At 45.0% G+C, this 18,773-nt stretch carries 20 protein-coding genes; 6 read left to right on the top strand and 14 right to left on the bottom strand.

All coding sequences use genetic code 11. From position 1 onward, the window contains the following. Positions 1 to 160: 160 nt before the first annotated feature. The 5 genes from J0L70_RS25615 to J0L70_RS25595 all read right to left on the bottom strand — a co-directional run bounded on the left by J0L70_RS25615 (position 161) and on the right by J0L70_RS25595 (position 3,771). Entirely contained in the window at positions 161 to 352 is a 192-nt protein-coding gene (locus J0L70_RS25615; RefSeq protein ID WP_017288361.1) for a hypothetical protein, read from the bottom strand. Between the two features lie 95 nt (positions 353 to 447). Then, positions 448 to 2,262 (bottom strand): FAD-dependent oxidoreductase, encoded by a 1,815-nt coding sequence (locus tag J0L70_RS25610; RefSeq protein WP_287456384.1) that lies wholly within the window; start codon positions 2,260 to 2,262, stop codon positions 448 to 450. Between the two features lie 63 nt (positions 2,263 to 2,325). Beyond that, entirely contained in the window at positions 2,326 to 2,754 is a 429-nt protein-coding gene (locus tag J0L70_RS25605) for a type II toxin-antitoxin system VapC family toxin (RefSeq protein WP_287456383.1), read from the bottom strand. Beyond that, a complete protein-coding gene (locus J0L70_RS25600) occupies positions 2,723 to 2,977 on the bottom strand; it encodes a hypothetical protein (protein WP_268242954.1) in 255 nt (84 codons plus the stop codon). The genes J0L70_RS25605 and J0L70_RS25600 overlap by 32 nt, the downstream gene beginning before the upstream one ends. Positions 2,978 to 3,093: 116 nt before the next feature. After that, entirely contained in the window at positions 3,094 to 3,771 is a 678-nt protein-coding gene (locus J0L70_RS25595; RefSeq protein ID WP_190653175.1) for a Mo-dependent nitrogenase C-terminal domain-containing protein, read from the bottom strand. Positions 3,772 to 3,875: 104 nt separating this feature from the next. Between J0L70_RS25595 and J0L70_RS25590 the strand changes: the two genes are divergently transcribed. Continuing rightward, positions 3,876 to 4,244, top strand: a complete 369-nt coding sequence (locus tag J0L70_RS25590; RefSeq protein ID WP_017288365.1) for a DMT family transporter — start codon at positions 3,876 to 3,878, stop codon at positions 4,242 to 4,244. Here the strand turns inward: J0L70_RS25590 and J0L70_RS25585 are convergent, their stop codons facing one another. From J0L70_RS25585 to J0L70_RS25545, 9 genes are read right to left on the bottom strand one after another with little or no spacing between them, the layout of a single operon-like run. Further along, complete coding sequence (locus tag J0L70_RS25585; RefSeq protein WP_287456382.1) at positions 4,245 to 5,303, bottom strand: glycosyltransferase family 4 protein; 1,059 nt, start codon at positions 5,301 to 5,303, stop codon at positions 4,245 to 4,247. It lies immediately after the preceding gene. 10 nt (positions 5,304 to 5,313) lie between these two features. Beyond that, positions 5,314 to 6,432 (bottom strand): glycosyltransferase family 4 protein, encoded by a 1,119-nt coding sequence (locus J0L70_RS25580; protein WP_017288367.1) that lies wholly within the window; start codon positions 6,430 to 6,432, stop codon positions 5,314 to 5,316. Beyond that, positions 6,429 to 7,394, bottom strand: coding sequence for a GDP-mannose 4,6-dehydratase (locus J0L70_RS25575; protein ID WP_287456381.1), 966 nt, complete (start codon positions 7,392 to 7,394; stop codon positions 6,429 to 6,431). Before J0L70_RS25575 ends, J0L70_RS25580 begins: the two co-directional genes overlap by 4 nt. A 33-nt stretch (positions 7,395 to 7,427) precedes the next feature. Beyond that, positions 7,428 to 9,806 carry a glycosyltransferase family 4 protein gene (locus J0L70_RS25570; RefSeq protein WP_287456380.1) on the bottom strand — a complete coding sequence of 793 codons (2,379 nt, stop codon included), beginning with the start codon at positions 9,804 to 9,806 and terminating at the stop codon, positions 7,428 to 7,430. A gap of 11 nt (positions 9,807 to 9,817) precedes the next feature. Next, on the bottom strand, positions 9,818 to 10,747 hold the full coding sequence (locus tag J0L70_RS25565) for a class I SAM-dependent methyltransferase (protein ID WP_017288370.1): 930 nt from the start codon (positions 10,745 to 10,747) through the stop codon (positions 9,818 to 9,820). Between the two features lie 24 nt (positions 10,748 to 10,771). Beyond that, on the bottom strand, positions 10,772 to 11,815 hold the full coding sequence (locus tag J0L70_RS25560) for a glycosyltransferase family 4 protein (RefSeq protein WP_190653170.1): 1,044 nt from the start codon (positions 11,813 to 11,815) through the stop codon (positions 10,772 to 10,774). Continuing rightward, positions 11,812 to 12,225 carry a hypothetical protein gene (locus J0L70_RS25555; RefSeq protein WP_017288372.1) on the bottom strand — a complete coding sequence of 138 codons (414 nt, stop codon included), beginning with the start codon at positions 12,223 to 12,225 and terminating at the stop codon, positions 11,812 to 11,814. Before J0L70_RS25555 ends, J0L70_RS25560 begins: the two co-directional genes overlap by 4 nt. 7 nt (positions 12,226 to 12,232) lie before the next feature. Beyond that, positions 12,233 to 13,585, bottom strand: a complete 1,353-nt coding sequence (locus J0L70_RS25550; protein WP_287456379.1) for a hypothetical protein — start codon at positions 13,583 to 13,585, stop codon at positions 12,233 to 12,235. A 16-nt stretch (positions 13,586 to 13,601) separates the two neighbouring features. After that, a complete protein-coding gene (locus tag J0L70_RS25545) occupies positions 13,602 to 14,600 on the bottom strand; it encodes a class I SAM-dependent methyltransferase (protein ID WP_287456378.1) in 999 nt (332 codons plus the stop codon). A gap of 153 nt (positions 14,601 to 14,753) precedes the next feature. On the opposite strand from J0L70_RS25545, the gene J0L70_RS25540 reads away from it, so the two are divergent. The 5 genes from J0L70_RS25540 (at position 14,754) to J0L70_RS25520 (ending at position 18,765) form a co-directional block, all read left to right on the top strand. After that, on the top strand, positions 14,754 to 15,494 hold the full coding sequence (locus J0L70_RS25540) for a DUF3891 family protein (protein WP_190653167.1): 741 nt from the start codon (positions 14,754 to 14,756) through the stop codon (positions 15,492 to 15,494). Beyond that, entirely contained in the window at positions 15,484 to 16,002 is a 519-nt protein-coding gene (locus J0L70_RS25535) for a GAF domain-containing protein (protein ID WP_287456394.1), read from the top strand. Before J0L70_RS25540 ends, J0L70_RS25535 begins: the two co-directional genes overlap by 11 nt. Before the next feature lie 69 nt (positions 16,003 to 16,071). Then, positions 16,072 to 17,181 carry an ATP-binding response regulator gene (locus J0L70_RS25530; RefSeq protein ID WP_353736662.1) on the top strand — a complete coding sequence of 370 codons (1,110 nt, stop codon included), beginning with the start codon at positions 16,072 to 16,074 and terminating at the stop codon, positions 17,179 to 17,181. Positions 17,182 to 17,304: 123 nt separating this feature from the next. After that, complete coding sequence (locus tag J0L70_RS25525; protein ID WP_287456376.1) at positions 17,305 to 17,991, top strand: lysophospholipid acyltransferase family protein; 687 nt, start codon at positions 17,305 to 17,307, stop codon at positions 17,989 to 17,991. A 6-nt stretch (positions 17,992 to 17,997) separates the two neighbouring features. Further along, on the top strand, positions 17,998 to 18,765 hold the full coding sequence (locus tag J0L70_RS25520) for an alpha/beta fold hydrolase (RefSeq protein WP_287456375.1): 768 nt from the start codon (positions 17,998 to 18,000) through the stop codon (positions 18,763 to 18,765). Positions 18,766 to 18,773: the final 8 nt, after the last annotated feature.

Raw genomic sequence — 18,773 nt, 5'->3', positions numbered from 1 at the left:
AACTCAACAGTTGGGTCTTATAGTGCTTCGTCAGGGAATAGACTGCGATCGTCGATGGAAAAAAATTAAAGAGGGAGATCGACCCTCTAGAAAAGCGATCTCCACACAGTTTGGAAGCTCAATGTAAACTGTTCAGATTGAAAAGCTGAGATTGAGAAAATTAGATGAGAAAGTTCATCTGTTCGAGTTGGGTTTCGATCCGTCCGCTGCCCCGATGGGCAAGTGTGTGTGGAATCAGTTGAGGGGCGTTTAACTGAGAGGCGGCGGGGAAGAAACGCTCGGTGGTGTAAGAACCGATAGCAACTGCTCCAATGAGCCAGCTAAAGAGTGCAACCAAAGTTTGAGCGCGCATATTTTACGTCCTCAGTGTTGATACCCCTTTCTTCACAATTTTGGGCATCACATCAGGACAAAAAATGGCTGAAAACTCAAATTCGGTAGTCGCACCTACTTGACAAACGCTTCAGGGTAGTGTTGATTATCCGTATTCAGCGCTTCTACTAAAATCCAATTTCCAGACTGATTAAATTTACCTAAACCGCTCAGTGATTGTCCGGTCTGAATTTTCTGTAGTTGAGCGTTGACTTCGGGATCTACTGTGACGATCAGCCATTCAGTCTGGGATGGTTCTGTAGATTTTAATGTATAGTCTTGTACTCCTTTGCGGTGGAAAATTCCATTGAATGGTTTAGCTTGGTCGCTAGGTGCTTGAATGCTTTTACTGGCGGGACATTCACCGTTTGTCGGATAACTTTCTGGATGGTCGAGATAGTATTGCTGCCAGACGAGCCATTCTGGGTGTTTAGGTGACAAATTGAACAGAGGAAAAATTGCAGCGGGCGCGATCGCATCGGTGAGTAAGGCGAGTTGCAGCGATCGCACATCTAAATGACGGGGATGACAGATTTGTTCGATGCAAAGAGCGGCTGCCATACCTGCGGCTTGCCCAATTCCTAAAACGAGCGGTTGAAGCCGAGTTGCGCCGTTGGCGATGTGGGTGACGGAGATGTTTTTCTCACAGACTAGAAAATTGTCGATTTCCTTCGGAATCAAGCAGGTGTAAGGAATCGTGAAGGGGGTTCCTGTCCAACGCCCGCCCCAGCGGATGGATTTTGATTTTAATGGAATGTCGCCGCTCGGATAGTGGTGGTCGTTGGCGTAGTTGCCAATGGCGATCGCTTGGCAGAAATTTTCGGCGTATTCACAGCCGATCGCATCGACTTGGTAGGGGAGTGGGGCAACTTGTCCTTTGGGAAGCAGATCTTGTTCGCGCAGGGTGGTGATACCGATGAGACGGCGGCTTTCTCGATAATAGGGATGCAGAGCAAAGGCAGTGCCATTCGAAAAGGTGTTTTCGGCGAGTCCGTATCTGCGCCCTAATTTGGTTTGGATAAAGTGGGCGAAAGCGAGAGAGTGGTTTTTTGCGTCTTCATGGAATTCGAGGCGAGTTGAGCGATCGAGTAGCCGATTGGGATTCTCACCGTAGTCGTTGCCAGAGATGGGCCAGTTGATCATGAAGCGATCTCCGGGAAGCCGTCCGTAATTCAAAAATGCTTCAGCGCCATAGTTTTGCCAAGCTTTCTCGAATAAGTCGGGATTGTAATGTTCAGGTTTGGGAATTTCTGGTGCTTCTGCTTCACCAAAATCTTGCATCACAACGACCCAGGTTGGCGCTTGAACAGGATAGGTTTGAGTCAGTTCGTTGGGTTCAGGCGGAGCGCTTGGTTCGTTGAATTCGGATTGCAATTCCCATCCCCAGCGATGAGGAATGTTGCCTAGGGCTAAAAGATCGCCGAGTTCGGTGGCATCGATCGTAATTTTTGCCTCGACTCTGACTGTTTGAAATTCGACTCCGAGAATGCGTGCGGCTTCGCCGATACCGCAAGGGTCGTTTTCTTGCAAAACGGCGGCGGGAATTTCTCCGGCGATCCACTGCAAATTCGGTAAAGCCTTGACCCAATCGGCAAAGATTTCGGCTCCGATTCGGGGTTCGTAGGTGAAGAAACTGACCCAAGCGTTGTCGAGTCCTCCGGGTTGTCGGCGTTCTAATTCGCGCAGGAATGCACCCCAGATTCCGGTTTGAAAGGCTGCAAGTTCGTTGCCATCGGGAGCGGTTACGCCTGCACTGGTGAGCATTCCGCCGAGCCACTCAAATTCACTGACGAGAATTGTTTTTGCACCGCGTCGGGCGGCTTGGATGGCTGCGGCTGTTCCGCCTGTTCCGCCTCCGACAACCAATACATCCGCGATCAGTTCTTGCATCGTTTTTTGAGCTAAAAAATCTTTTCAATCATCGCGGTGAATGGAGTTTTGGGCAAGTCGAACTTACTGCCAAGGTGCGATTGTATCGATCGTTTGATTTTTATGCTTGCGGTAAATTAGAAAGTCGCTATCAAGTGTGAGAACTGCACTATCAGGCAAGAGTTCTGCCATTCTTACGAGACAAGCATCTGCAAAATCCATTGGAACAGAGTCGTAGCGAACTAATAGATCTGTAACTTGCTCAACCTCAGAATTAAACTGGAAACCGATATAGATACTTTTTGTTTCTAGTAAGCCTTTGAGTGTTTGTATCCCATTGTGAACGTGCTGCAAGAGAAACACTGTCTCTGAAATTACTGCTTCACAGGTAAATAATGGTGACTGAATTCTCATTAACTGATGCTTCACCCATTCATGACGAGGCTCACGACGATTAATTAAAGCAACAAGTGGCCCCGTATCAAGAATGACTTGCTGGTGAATCCTGTCCATATCCTTTCATGTAATCGGGGTTGGTTAATAAGTCGCTCGGTCCTTCCCCGCGACCAATAAACTCTCTAGCAACGTCAAAGAACGATTGAAAAGATTCAGGCGAGTTTGAAGTCGGAACTTGTTTGTGTTGCAACTTCACTGCAAATTCGAGAACCATTTTCTGTTCTTCTGGAGAAAGCATTTGTAAGGTATCTAAAACCTGTTGTGGAATTGAGACTGACATAAAGCAGAAACGAGTAGAGAACTTTTGCTCTCAGTCTACCGAAATCAATCTCAATTCTTATGCGATCCATATAATTTTGTGACCGCTCCTCTCTTCAAGAGCGATCGCCAATTCTTCTAACAGTAAGGTGTAACATCCTCGCCGCATTCGTCTGCAAGATATGAGAGTGCGCGGAATCGTAAACCGACCAACTGTTCATACAGCGGATTCAACTTGCACATGGGTGGAATATGCACAATCTTGTGCCCGAATAGCTTTACGTCTCGCTCAAAGGGGCATTGGGCGGGAATGAGTTTGCAGAGAAAATGTGCAACCTTTGGATCGTGAACTTGGAAGCCGTCGAGCCACGATCGTACAGGCTGCAACACATCAAGATGCAGTTCAGGATGCGGCTGGAGCGCTTGAGTTTCGGCATGTCGATCGCATAAAGTCAGCCGCAGATTTTCTAGAATCTCAGTTCCAGTATTCAAGGTCTGACAGAATTGTTCTAAGATTTCGTCTTCGCTGGATGTGTAGACTCCATCTGCGAGGGCAACCATCACTGCGGTTCTGAGAAAATTCTCGGCAAGCTGAGCGTCAGGGGCAAAGTGCGATCGCAGTTCTTCATTCGAGATCGGTTGAAACGATCGCTCTGTTTCTTCCTGGGTTAAGGCATGTTCAGTCAGAGAAGCAATTAACTGTTGCTCCGCTTCATCGAACTTATCATCTGCCCAAGCCAAAGTGAGAAGACCACGTAACCAAATGGAAATTTGGGCGTCAGTGTAGGTCGGTTGTACAGGGGTTGAAGAATTCATCGTGAGTTTTTCATGCTTCCAAAATAAATGTAGCTCAAGGTTTCCCGGTCAGACGCTCAAGCTAGCTGTAAACTGAAAAAGCGAAATGTGGAGAAAGATTTCCTGTGAGTTTTCAAGAATTTGCATTGTTTCTGATGTCGATCGTGGCAGGTGTTGCAGGTCAGTTTTTTCTCAAATCAGGGGCATTGAAACTGGGGCAACTCACTTCTAATAATGCGGTGAGCCATGTTCTCAGTATTGCCACAACGCCTGAATTGGTGATTGGACTAGGATGCTATGGAGCGGGTGCAATCTTATACATTTTGCTGCTGACTCGTGTTCCTCTCAGTATTTTGGCTCCGGCAGTTGCATTGCAATATGTATTTTCGGTGCTGCTCGGGAAATTCGTCTTTAATGAGCAGATTCCGGTGATCCGACTGTTTGGATTAGCGTTTATTATCTGCGGTGTTGTGATGCTGATGGCAAAAAAGTAATTAGAGATAGCGTTTGAGAATTTCTGCGGTTTGGTTCGCAGTAGTTTGCCAGCTAAAAGATTGAGCGCGAGCGAGTCCTTTTTCTCTCAGTTGGGTTCGGAGGCTTGAATCTTGAACGATCGCATTCATCGCATCGAAAATTTCAGATTCACGGTAAGGATTGACTAAAATCGTCGCATCGCCTGCCACTTCAGGAATTGAGGACAGATTAGAAGTAATGACGGGAGTTCCACATGCCATTGCTTCGAGTACAGGTAAGCCGAACCCTTCCCACAGACTGGTAAAAACAAGCGCAGTGGCTTGATTGATCAATGCAGGTAATTCTGCATAGGAAACATAACTCAAGAATTTAACGCGATCGCGAATTCCCAAGCTTTCAGCTTGCTGTTCTAACTGAGGGGTAAATCTTGGATCGGGTGAGCCTGCGATCCAGAATTCATAATCTTTAGGAAGTCGAGAAAAAGCGCTGAGTGCTCTACCAATATTTTTATAAGGGTCATGTCGCCCGACGTAGAGAAAGTAATTTTTAGTGGGTAAATCTAGAAATCTGAAGTGCTGATTGTCGTAAGCAAGTGGAATGACTGTGATTTTGTTCGATGGGATTTTGTAGAACTCGATCGCATCATTTGCCGTCGATTCTGAATCGCTCAAAATATGCTGAGCTTGGGCAAGAACATGAGGAATATAGAATCGATAATATTGAGTTAATGGCGATGTGAAACGCGGAAATCGCAGCGGAATAAAATCATGTAATGTCACAATATAGCGACATTTTGTAAAAATTGGAGCTTCGGGAATTGGAGAGAAAATGAGATTACTCTGAAGCTGATGATAGATTTTAGGTAATTCAAATTGCGTCCATTTCAATCGATTGAAATGCCCTTTTGTCCCTTGATCCGGTGTGAGTTGATCTGAAATCGGATAATACTGGTAAGGAGGGATATTTTGTCCAGATAATAAAACTGGATCAAGCGTGCTTAAACCAGGTAGTAAATTTTTTGCATAGACAGTGTGACCTGTCGGTTTTGAAGCTAAAAATGCAAGATTGACTAATATCACAGAACTAAGATCACAGAATTGATCGATAAGCTTTCAATGTTTCTTGAGCCGTATTTTCCCAAGAATATAATTTAGCTTGTTCTTTGCCCTTTTGAATCAAATTCTCGCGTAAAGTGCGATCGCGAATGACGTTCAAAATCGCTTCTCCCAAATCTTCGATCGCATTTGGCTCAATCAATAGTGCCGCATCGCCCGCAATTTCTGGCAGAGATGAGACATTCGTTGTCACAACAGGTGCACCTAACGTCATTGCTTCTAATACAGGCATTCCGAACCCTTCGTAGTGCGAGGGATACACGAATACATCCGCATTTCGGTAAAACTGCATGACTTGAGCGTCGGGAAGATAATCGAGATGCTGAATTTCACTTTGATACGGCGATCGCGCAATTTGATCAAAAATGGGTTCGTATAACCAGCCTTTTTGACCGATCAGAACTAATTGATGCTCAATTTTATAATTTCGCTTTAGATATTCAAATGCAGAAATCAGCGATCGAATATTTTTTCTCGGTTCGATCGTACTGACAAATAAAATATAAGGTTTCGGAAACGAGAATTCAGGAATCGGCTGATCAACTTGATAACGACTGGCTAAATGAGTCACCCAAACTCGATCTGGATCAACCTTGAGATACTCAACGATATCGCGTTTAGAACTATGCGAGATGGTCAAAATTAAATCTGTCCAGCGCAGGCATTTTTTTAACCGTTCTGTATAAGCACTAACCGTTGAATTCGTAAATTCAGGATACTTGATAAACGTCAAATCATAGATCGTAATGACTCGACGACTTTTCCGAGTTGGAAAAACAGTATAGTTCGTTCCATGCACAATATCAGCTTGCTGGAAACAGGCTTCTAAGCCATTAGAAAATAAGAAGGGAAAGTCAATAATTAAATTCGACAATCTTACCGGAAGTGGAAATAGATTGAGACGCGAATAAGCTCGTAAATAATCAGGAAATGCGAAATCTCCCTTGAGCCATTTCTTGAGTCCGGGCTGATAGATCAGTTCTAAATCTGGAGAATCTTGCGATCGCATCAGCCCTTGAATCAAGTTTGAGACATAAAACCCGATTCCACTCGGTTTTGGCATCCAAGGGGTGACATCGATCGCAATTTTCATTGGGCTTCGCTCAATTCCTTCAAGTCGTGATCAACCATTAACTCGACCAACTGCTTAAACGGATATTGCGGCTCCCAATTTAGCTGTCTGCGGATTTTATCGATCGAGCCAACGAGCTGCACGGCTTCATCCGGTCGATAAAAATTCGGATCGACTGAGACATACTCCTCCCAGTTCAATCCCACGCAGTCGAATGCAGTCTGCACTAACTCTCGAACCGAGTGCGTTTCACCGCTGGCAATGATGTAATCATCGGGTTGCTCTTGTTGCAACATCATCCACATTGCCCGCACGGCATCTTTCGCATAACACCAATCCCGCTTCGCGTCTAAGTTTCCAAGCTTCAACTCTTTGTCTAAACCCATTTTGATCAACGCTGCCCCACGGGTGATCTTACGAAAGACAAACTCTGTGCCTCGACGTGGAGATTCATGCGTGTAGGTCACACCACAACAGCTATAGAGTCCATACTGCTGGCGATAATTGATCGTCATCCAATGCGCGTAAGCTTTTGCGACTCCGTAAGGATTTCGAGGCCGAAAGGCGGTTCGTTCGGTTTGAGGCGACTCATCGGGTTGTCCGAACACTTCACTACTAGATGCTTGGTAAAACCTGGCATCTGATTTACAGCGACGAATCGATTCGAGTAACCGTGAAACGCCTAGAGCAGTATATTCTGCGGTCAAAGCGGGCTGTGTCCAAGACAGTGGCACATAACTCTGAGATGCCAGATTATAAATTTCGTCGGGTTGGGCGTAGGAAACGGCATCCATTAACGAACATTGATCTAGCAGGTCACCGGATAAAATCTCGACCGTTCCTGATAAATGGCTAATGCGATCAGCATTGCCCGAACTCGATCGACGAACTAACCCAAAGACTTGATAGCCCTGCTCTAGCAAAAGTTCTGCGAGATACGATCCGTCTTGTCCGGTCAGTCCGGTAATGAGTGCTTTTTTCACGATGATCTTGCTCGATTTAAGCTGATGAACGTTTTACCTGAATGTTGCAGAAGCAGCCATAAAATCGTCGGCAATGACTCGCCAATCATACTGCTGCTGCACTCGCGTTCTGGCGGCTTCGATTCGGGTCAGTTGAATCGTTGAAGACTCTGATCGCACTTGCGCGATCGCGCTTGCAAACTGGTCAACTTCTGCGACGATGCAGTGTTTGCCATGTTCCACGCCCAATCCTCGGATTCCGGTTGGAGTCGAAATGACTGGGATGCCTGCCGCAAAGTACTCTAACATCTTTAGGTTTGTCCCTGAACCAAAGGTGACTGGATTGAGTGCGACATCGGCAATCTCTAAAACGATCGCTTTTGTCTCTTCCTCTACTTCTCCTAAAAATCCCACATTCTCCGGGCGTTTTTTATCTTGAAATGCCCAACCTACACTTCCAACAATTAGAAAATTGATATCAGGCAGTGATGGAGCAAGATTCAAAATGGTTTCAACGGCTTTGAGGTTTGGATCGTGCCAACTTCCCAAGAAAAAAGCAGTAAAGTTATTAGAAATTCCTAACTTTTCTTTCATCGATCGCCGTTTTTCTTGAGAAATATATGCGATCGCTTCAGTGTCTACTCCGTTTGGAACCTCAATCATTTTATTGAGATCAATACCGTAAATTTGATTGAGCAAATTCGCATCATTTTGCGAACAAGTCATGATCAATTGACTCGCGTTACAGCATTCTAATTCGACTTTTTTAATCGATTCTAAGAGCTTCCGACTGACCGCATTATCCGGGAGGATTTTCGCTTTCAAATCGACTTCAACGTCTTGGGCTTCATACCAAATCGGTTTATCCGTAATCGATCGAATGGCGGGATAGAGGTAAGGATGACAAGCAATGACGAAATCTGAAGATGCGATCGACGTTTTTAATGCTTCAAGATATTCCGGAGTCAAATGAATCAAATCCGGCATAACGATATCGGTAATTGGAACTCGAGTTTCTTTTTCGATTTCTTGTTCTTGTTGCTGATGTTTTGCCGATTTAGGAATACGAATTTCGTAAACGTGTTCAGCGATTTCGCCTGCAAACGGAACCTGATCGAATCCTGTCACTGAAACAAATTCAATATCGAAATATTTAGCAAGATATTTGTATAGATGGAAAACGCGACTTTGTCCGCCTCCACGTGGCGGAAATACTGGAAATGTAACCGCGATCGTAATTTTTTGGCGAGATTTACTCATTCCATTGCTCATCGTCTTTAAGGGAGGTTCGCTTAACAAACGAGTGACCGTATTTTCCCAAGTAATTGTCTCAACCAGTTTTCGACCTGTGAGTCCCATTTGCTTGGCTTCTGTACGATGCTGATAAAAATAATCTATTCGTTCAGCAAGTGCAGCAGGTTCGGGTAAAACAGAAAATCCGGTTTCTCCATTAATGACAAACTCGTTCGGACCACCCGCATCGATCGTGGTTAAAACAGGTTTTCCACTCATCATGGCTTCAATCACGACTAAGCCATAATCTTCGTCATAAGGAAGATACGGAACTGCGATCGCATTGGCATACAGCCCAATTACATCTTCGTCATTGACGAATCCAAGAAATTCGATGCGATCGTCGTCTCCAGCTAACTCTTTTAACCGTTTTTCATCCGGTCCAGTTCCTGCAATTTTAAGCTGAACTTTTGACTTTACAAAGCGCATGGCTTCGACGAGTAGGCGAATTCTTTTTGCACTGTCTAAACGGCTAATGGTGAAAAAATAATCGCTACTTCCCTGCTCAAATCTTCTCAAACTTGAAGGTGGATAAATTACGTCGATCGTACTTCCACGTGGGAAGTAATTCTTGCGATTTGCGACATTATGAGAGATAGCAGTGTATTTCTTAATGGCTTTGGGATCTAAAGCAACTCCATCAAAATAGTGAATCAATTCTCGAACAAAAGCGCCAGGAAAATGGGCGGCTTCTTCGGGTAATTTCCCGCTAGATTCTAACTGTTTAAGCTGTAAAAAAATCTCTGGTAAATCGCCACGTTTTCCTTGTTGAATTCGTTTTTGAAGACGAGAAAGGGTTGGATGATTTGTCGTAAATCGCTCCGGTAAACCTGTCAAATGATAGGCATCATATAAGCCTCGCAATCGGTGTAGCATATAGCAAACATGATTCGGATGCTTGACCATCCAAGCCGGATATTTGCCGGAAATGACCAAATCAAAATGGCGCAAATCTAGCTCAGAAAATTGCTGATAACTATCAATCAACTCTGAAAAGTTCTGCTCTGGACTGGGCAGTTTGATCAACTCAGCCTGATGCGATGTATTTTGATTGATTTCTTCTTGTAATCCCCACCAGAGTTTCTCGGCTCCACCAATACAAAATGGAACAGGACTGGGTGCAACGATCGCGATATGCATAAAATGAAAATTTAGAGACGAGTCGCAGTAAACGCAAACCGAGCATAGATCGAAGAATCGATCTCCTGTGCATTGCTCAAGTAGAAGAACTGGAACTTAAGTTTGTCTTGAGTCGGGCGAATGATTCTCTGCATAAAAGACTGAGGGCTATAAAAACGCCCGTGCCGATTTCCCCACCCTTCAGCACAGTAAATGGTTGCAGTTTGATCAAACGGGACACCCGCAGGAACGCTAACCGTTGGATCAGTTTGAGTCGCTTCTTGATTAAAGACATAGAATGGCACAACGCAAACTGTTCCGCCTGGTTTTAAAACCCTCGCCAGTTCTTGAAACAGACCTGTATCTGCGTCTTCTTCAAAATGCTCTAAAGAACAAGTGAGTGCTGCTTTTGTGATGAATCCATCGGGAATCGGCATATTACAAGCATTGCCGCCAATCTGATCGCCGTTAATTCCGTCAGGATACATAATGTCTTGACTGTAAGTTTTTGCTCCTGATAAACGCCGAAAAATCTCTGGGACAGGAGAATGTTCGCTGGCTAAATCGACAAAAACATCTTCTGAATTTAAACCTAATAATGAATAGCAAATATAGTGTTCTAATGTTTTCTCAGGCTGATTTCCTCGATAGTATTCAGAATAGCGTTTTGAGTATTCTGCGCTCTTGCAATACTCCTGATAAAGGCTAGGCTCGATTGAGAATTCATTAAATTCAATTCCAACTTGTTTGCCGAGTTCGATAATATTGGAGACGACTTCTGGGCGTGTATTCTCGATCGCATGATCAACCACAGAGCGTCCGCTGCGCCGAAGCTGTTCTACCCCTGTAGCAAAATCGAACTGAGCGACGTCTGGACGATAGATGTAGGGAGTTGGGCTTGTTTTGGTCGGTTTTCGATTGAGATTCTGAATCGAGTTCAATAAGCCTTTCAGAGAAATCATTACATTTACTCCACACAACAAGTTTCAACATCCTAATATCTTTTGCACAACATTAGCCCATGAAATGTCGAGTGCATTGTAGCGATCGTATCCTGCTGATCCCATTTCTTTCGCGATCGCTTGCTGTTCATAGAGATGATCAATCTTTTCGGCGATCTCCGTTGGATCAGCTTCTGTAATCCATCCGGTCTGCCCATTCACAACAAATTCAACGGGTTCACCCGAATCTTTGCAGGTAATCACAGGCTTGCGAGAGAGCATTGCTTCTAAGGTGACGTAACCGTAATCCTCGTTATAAGGCGCAAAAAAAACACCTAAACAATGTGCGTAATAACTGAGTTTCTCATTGTCGCTGAGCCGACCGAGCAGGCGGACTTTCTGATGGAGTCCAAATTGATCAATCAAACCTTGCAGATAAGGGTACTGACCGCCTTCGCCACCAATTAAGGCAACCACAGGCGATCGCACAAATCGCATGGCTTGAATCAGCAAATCCTGCCGTTTCAGAGTTTCTAATCGGCTCGGAAAGAAAATATAAGGTTCGGCAGGTGCGGTGTAAAACTGTTCCGCAAATTGGGGCGGATGATACAGCGGGATAGAAGCGATTTGATTGAATTTTTGCAATCGCTTGGACACGGTTTTCGCGATCGTAAAAACGCCTCGAAATGTACTCAGGGCTTTCGTATCTTGTTCTGTAATTTCTTGTTTTAACTGTTTGCCTTCTGCACTGCGAGAAAATTCTGCTGTAAATTCAGTGTCCCATAGGTCATAAACACTGCGATGTTGATGTAAAAGCCAGCCCACTTTATTCGGATGCTGCAAATAGAATGCCGGAAATTTGAGACAGATCACACGATCGCATTGATAGCCATTCAAATTCTCAAAATTCTCAGATGCCCAAAGTTTCATACTTCGCTGAATTTCTGAGACAGGCGAAAATCGAAATGGCATCGCAATGATTTCAACCGAGTGTCCAGCTGCTTGCAGTGCATTTGCTAATCCGTCGGCTAAAATCTCCGCTCCGCCTCGAATAAAGGGAACTTGAACAGTGGCGATCGCAATTCTCATTCTTTTTCCTCGATCGCATCTAATCGAGCTTGCAAATCGCTAATTTCTGCCTGCAACTCTGAAACTTTTTTCACTAGGCTTTGATTCAGTAATAAAGTTTCTCGCAAAGCTTGATTGAGAGAGAAATTAACCGCTCGCTGTTCCTTGAAGAGAAAACTGTAAGTTTTCAAAGCGGCTTTCCCAAATCCTCTACCCAAGCTCCAGGGGAATCGTTTTAATTTGGCAGGTAAGTCGGTTCTAATTTGAGATTTTGCGCTGGCAGCATTCAAAAGTGCTTCGATATTGCTCGATCGAATTCGATTTGCCGCATCTATATTTGCAGGAGGTTGATATTGAGAAACGGTTTGTCTCTGGGCTGCTTCTTGCCGAATTTTATCGATCAGAGTGTCAATATTTACGGGGTCACTCATGTTAGATTCACTCCTTTTTTTGCTCTAATAACTTCACTTCAGGCTGACCCAATCGCTGTTTGATTTTCCACCAAACATTTCTCGCTTTCCAAAAAATGCTGTTCTCCATTTCTGAGATTGTTTGATGCGATCGCGCAATTTCTGCGTCTACTTGCTGGCGAAATTGTGTAAATTCTGCTTCGGTCTGTTGCAGCGAAGTTTGTGTCTGCTGAAGCGAGGTTTGCGTCTGTTGCAGCGTTAAATGAGTTTGATGATTCTGCTGCTGAAGTTCAACGAGTTGTTGATAAACTCCATATAACTCTTCTCGTAAAAAGTGAGTTGAATCAAGTGTGTATCTTTTCGACTGAAAATATTCAGAATTCTCGAACGGCGCTGAGATTGCAATTCCTTGTTTTAGCTCATCATAATAGCCGCGCCGCATTGCTTGTGTAATGGAAGTTCCGTCATTAAATTTGCTAAAGGTATAAGGGAATTTCTGCGTTTTCTCATAGCCATTTCTCAACAATTTGTCTCGATAAATATCCGCGAGCTTTGCCCAGGGCGAAGTAATTTCTTCAGGATAAAGAGACGTATTCTTAGAAACAAAATGAGGGCGATCGATATCCCATCCGCTAAAGTGCAAAAATAATAAAGGTTGACCGTTCACAAGTACATTGCCTTGCGGATCTAGCGCAAATTCCTTTTCATAGAAATTCCAGTGCCCAATATTTGCTCCTGGATGTTTTAAGAATTTGAAATCCGGGAAATAAAGCACGGCAAGATTTAGCCATAATTGGTCTGCGGCAAGTCCTCTTGGATCTCCGATCGCACAATCTAAAAAACAGTAATGAATTAATCTGTCCTTCCACCATTGGATAAATTGTCGGGTTTGCTCGGTTCTTCGCAATCCCATAAATCCACCGTTATTGATGCCATGAACTAAGAAATTAATCTCATGTTCAGCCTGCTCTAATGGGACAGGTCGGCTACAGTGTGGACTAAAGATTAATGATGTTTCAGAAAGTTCTTGAAAGATTGGCTCTAGAGAATCACAAATTAAAATATCGCAATCGATAAACAGCCAGCTTTCAGCCGTGGTATGTTCCAGAATATATTCATGTAACAATCCCCGTAGCGCGCAGCAAAACTCTAAGGGAGTGTAATAAAAACTCATCTGAGCGATCGCATCTTGCTCGGGCAGATCTTCTAAGTAAATTAGCTCAAAAGGCTCCGTTTCTGGTTGAAAATAATCCTCAACCCGATCGGCAAGCAAAACATATAATTTTGCTTCTGGATTATGCTCGGTTAACGTTTCAGCTAAGGTTCGAGCATATGCCAAATAGCTCTTCGTGACGACAGTGCAGACAATTCTTTCAGGCATATTCTTCAACGCTCAACTATTCTTGAGTTGGCAATCCCAATTTTCGCTTGAGTTGGAACCAAGTTGCTCGTAACTTCCAGAATTTACTACTTTCCATTGCTTGAATTCGAGTCTGTGCAGCGGCGGCAAGTTGATGGACACGATCGAGTTCAAGTCGGGTTTGCTGAAGCTCTTGATTGAGCTGGTTAACCTGGTCTGATTGCGGTAACGTTTCAGTTAGAAGTCGCATCAAAAACTGAAATGCACTCTGCGAAATACTGGTTTGATTTTGCAACTGTGATTCATCTACATTCACGATCGCTAAATATCCATCAGCATTCTCGATCGCAGAAAGATTTTCTAAATACTCACGCTCAAAGAAATCCTTCGGCAGAGGGTTCTGATAACTCTCAAATCTCACGCCTTTTAATGCAGGTGAAATCGGCTTAACAATATGACTCGAAACGCTGTAGTGCTGCCCTAAAAATACCGCTTCACCAAACGTGCTCAACACCAATTCTCGAAACTCAGGAAATCGGAACTTATGCAAATGAAACTCACTGATCCAAGGCGCAACGCGATAATCATTTGGACAAGACAAAAACAGTTGTCCATCTGGTTTCAGTAAGCGTTTGAGTTCAACTACAAACTTTCGCGGATTCGGCAAATGCTCGATCGTTTCAAAGGAAACAATCACATCGAATGAAGCATCTTCTAATTGCCGCACATAATGAGCATCGGACTGAATAAACGTTGCATTCGGATGCGCGTGAAACTTAGATGCAAAATTCACTGCCGACTGATCCACATCGACCCCAACAACTTCTAAAGCGCCTTGCTGAGCGATAAACTGTGTCCCATACCCCGTTCCACAAGAGATATCTAACACCCGTTTTCCAACGACAAAGGGTGCAACATACGCATAGCGAATCATATGATCCACATTTGCAAGCGAAGTATCTGTTCCTGTCTCGTACACTGGCATATGCCGTTCGCTCGTCGGTGTGTAATCGGCAACTGGGTCAGATGAGATCATGGGCTTCGCTGTCAAAAGAATCGAAGATAGTATACCAAACTGATTGAATCTCCAACGGGAAAGTGGTTCCCGCGAATTCTCGATCGTCAGATAGATTTCAGCAAACCGCGCAAATCACTATGATGCTTAGCGTTGTTCGCGCTAAAACGGTACATGATCGTTAATCCGACTCAAAACGGCTGGCAAATTATTTATCATCGGGCACATGCGCTCCTTGCTGCACAGATTGCAGGGCAGTGGTGCAGAAAAGATGCTCCTCCTCGGCTGTATGAAACCGTTGCTGCGATTTCTCATCATGACGATCTAGAGCGCGAATGGGATGAGAACAATCTGAATAAAGCGGGTGCACCAAAAGATTTTACTCAAGATAGCGAGCAAGAAACCGACTATGACAGCTTGCGACGACATCTTGAAGGTTCGTTGTATCGCGGGCGCTGGGTGGCACTTTTAACGTCGATGCATTTGCTGCGATTGAATTCTGCAAAACGAGGAACCTCGCCGAAAGCAGATGCTTTCCTGGATGAACAGATCGAAAATCAGAAACGCTGGCGCAAAGATTTAGAAATCTCTGAAACAGATGCGACGCAAGCGTATGACTTTCTGCAATGGTGCGATCGCTGTTCGCTCATTCTCTGCCAGCAAGAACTCCCCGCCGATGAACGCTGGCTGGAAATCAGCAAAGCTCATGACGGTCAACGCTATGACATTAAGCAATTAGAAAACGGGTTAGTCACTGTCAATCCTTGGTGCTTTCAAGACGATCAATTTACGGTGAATGTCGAAGCCGTCACCCTTTCAGAGGTCAAATTCAAAGACAACAAGAGTCTGACAAAAGCACTGCAATCTGCACCCCGTAAAGTTTTGGAATGGACGTTTGTCAAAGATGCCGCCTGAAATTGATCAATTACTGAGTCAAGGTGATTTGTCTGAGTTAATGCGAGCGATCGCAGAGTATTTCAATTGCGATCGCTGTTTCTTCTACCTTCGCAATCCCCAAACTCGTCTCGGTCGCGTTCCGTTTTGTTGGACACGCAATTCACAAATTCCTATTGTCTACGATGAAGATTGGAAACCCGAGCCGCAGTCTTTACCGGATGAAGATCCAATGTTTGCGGCAGCACTAGCGACGAAACCTTCTATTTTTGTCGAAGATGTGCAGACTGCAAGCGCTCAGGTTTTGAATGCAAAATTTGAGCGAGAGAACTTTGGACATCGGGCATTAATCCATGGTCATGTTTGCTATGACAATCAGTTGTGGGGAGTTTTGCAGCCTTGCATAATGGATCAGCCCCGACCTTGGACAGCAGCAGAACGGGGAATCTTTACAGAAATTATTCAACGGATCACCCCAATTGCTGTTGCATACATCAAACAGCAAAGCGAATATCCCCCAGAAGAATGAGGTAGAACGTGACAAAAGTAGTGTTTAGTACTTAGGAACACTAAACGCTCATCTTTGTCGATGTCTGGGATGAATCATACTCCTTTTAGCCGAACGCGGACGATCGATCGCATTCTTGTGGTTGACGATACGCTTGATAACTGTTTACTAATTCAGGCGATCTTGCAGGATGAAGGCTATCAAGTTGAACTCGCAGATAGCGGCAAGGAGGCTTTGCGAATTATTGAACAATCTCCCCCTGATCTGATTCTGCTCGATGTGATGATGCCAGAAATGGATGGATATGAGGTGACACGCCGAATTCGGGCAAATGCTGCATTGCCATTTATTCCCATTCTCCTCACAACCGCTTACGATCAGCCGAGTGTCGCTCAGGGATTAGATACCGGAGCAGACGATTTTATCCGCAAGCCTGTTCACTTTGACGAATTGCTGGCGCGAGTCAGAGCACTCCTGCGGCTGAAGCATAGCGTTGATGAGCGAGATCAGATTGCCCGACAAAGAGAAGATTTTGTGTCTCGCCTGACCCATGATTTGAGAACGCCGTTAGTCGCTGCCGATCGCATGTTGAATCTGATGGCACAGGGCGCATTAGGCGATCTGTCTGATGATGTGCAAGATGCAATTGCAACGATGATTCGCAGCAATTCTAATTTGCTGACGATGGTCAATACTTTGTTAGAGGTGTATCGCTACGAGGCAGGTCGCAAGACGCTAATTTTCTCTCCGGTGAATCTACTCGAACTGGCTCAAGAAGTGATTCAGGAGCTTTCACCTTTAGCGATCGACAAACAATTAGCGCTGAAGCTCGAAGCAGAAGCATCAGAAGAATATATTGCAAAAGGCGATCGCTTAGAACTGTACCGAGTTTTAACGAATTTGATTGGCAATGCGATCAAGTTTACGGATGAAGGTTCGGTCACTGTTCGCTTGATCAAAGTAGATACAGGGCTTGTACCTGCGATCAAAATTGAGGTGCAAGATACAGGAGCAGGCATCTCAGACAGCGATCGCGCTACGCTCTTTGAAAGTTTTATCCCTGGCAAACATAAGAAATCTGGCAGCGGATTAGGATTACACCTGACGCGACGGATTGTAGAAGCGCACAATGGCAGAATTAATGTCATGACTGAACCCGATCAGGGCAGTACGTTTACGGTTTATTTGCCGACGCATTGAAGATGGATCGAACTTTCAGAAGATGGCAGATTGGGCAGAATTTCATTCAATAATGGTAAGAAGTCGTTTGAGGACTGCCCAGGTTTGATATCAGGTTTGAATCCCCTTCAAGTTTCCCAATTCATGCTGATGAGTATGGGAATTCGGATGTATTCGTATCATTCCGAGCGAGTTCCCCGAAATAGTGCAGTACTCGTCGTGAGTAATCATCGCAGTGTCATGGATGCACTGGTGTTGATGAGTGCGATCGAGCGTCCGATCCGATTTGCTTGCCATCACTATATGGGACAAGTTCCTGTGATGCGTGAGGTGGTAAAGCAGTTGGGATGTTTTCCGTTAGAAAGTGATCAGCATCGGCAAGCCAGTTTTTTTCAGCAAGCGATCGGTTTACTAAAGTCCCAAGAAGCTGTGGGAATTTTTCCAGAAGGAACGTCACCGATGGTGCAACCGCCTCAGCCGCCTGAGATGGGAAAATTTCATCGCGGGTTTGCACATCTCGCCTTGAAAGCTCCGATCGAGGAATTAGCAATCTTACCCGTTGCGATCGCGCCTGAGAAAGAGACGATTAATTCTGCGATCCCATTAAGAGTCTTAAGCTTTTTCGATCCGACCGAGCCGCTATTTGACCAAGATGGCTGGCATCCGCTAGTTTTGTATCAGACTGTAAATGTCATGATTGGGCATCCGATTTGGATAACCCCGACTCATCGGGCTGATTATCAAGGTCGGTTTGCCCGGAAAGCTGTGGTTGAATTAGTCGATCGTGCCCAAACTGAAATTAAATCCTTATTAGACCAAGGCTGTCCTTAGATTCTCATGCTGCATAGCTCTCCTTGTTTTCTGACCCCCAAAGCGCTACGACCTCAGTTCCCACTGTTTGTCTTTTTGCCCGGAATGGACGGAACAGGGCAATTGTTACGAGCGCAGACGGCAGGGTTGGAAGCAAGGTTTGATGTGCGCTGTTTGGCGATTCCGCCTGATGATTTGACGAATTGGGAAGATTTAGCGCAGCGGGTCGTGGATTTGGTCAAAGGTGAGATGATCGCGCCCCGATCAGTTTATTTGTGTGGAGAATCCTTTGGCGGCTGTTTGGCGATGAAGGTGATTGAGCGTGCGCCGGAGTTGTTCGATCTCTTGATTTTGGTCAATCCGGCTTCGTCGTTTAATCGCAGACCTTGGATTGGCTGGGGCGCACAGCTAAGTCAGCATTTGCCGGAGGTAGCATACCATTGGTCTTCGGTGTCGTTGCTGCCTTTGTTGGCAGCGTTTCAACGAATTTCATCCGTCGATCGCCAAGCCTTGATTGAAGCAGTGCGATCGGTTCCGCAACCGACCTCGGTTTGGCGAATGAATTTATTGCAGGGGTTTGAAGTGCCGAGTGAGGCTTTGCGATCGCTGACGATTCCGACGTTGATTTTAGCGAGTGCGAAGGATCGATTGTTGCCGTCGTTGGCAGAAGCGTATCGGTTAAAGGCAAATCTTCAGAAGGCAGAAGTCGTGGTGCTGCCGGAGAGTGGGCATACCTGTTTGTTGGAAACGGATGTCAATTTGTATCAGATTTTAGAAGCTCGCGGGTTTGCGTAGAGAGATGA

It is taken from the genome of Leptolyngbya sp. UWPOB_LEPTO1 (assembly GCF_017302695.1).
In the GTDB taxonomy this organism is placed as follows: Bacteria; Cyanobacteriota; Cyanobacteriia; order Leptolyngbyales; family Leptolyngbyaceae; genus Leptolyngbya; species Leptolyngbya boryana.
Note: the sequence above shows the minus strand (reverse complement) of the source record. Positions and strands in the feature narration are given on the sequence as shown.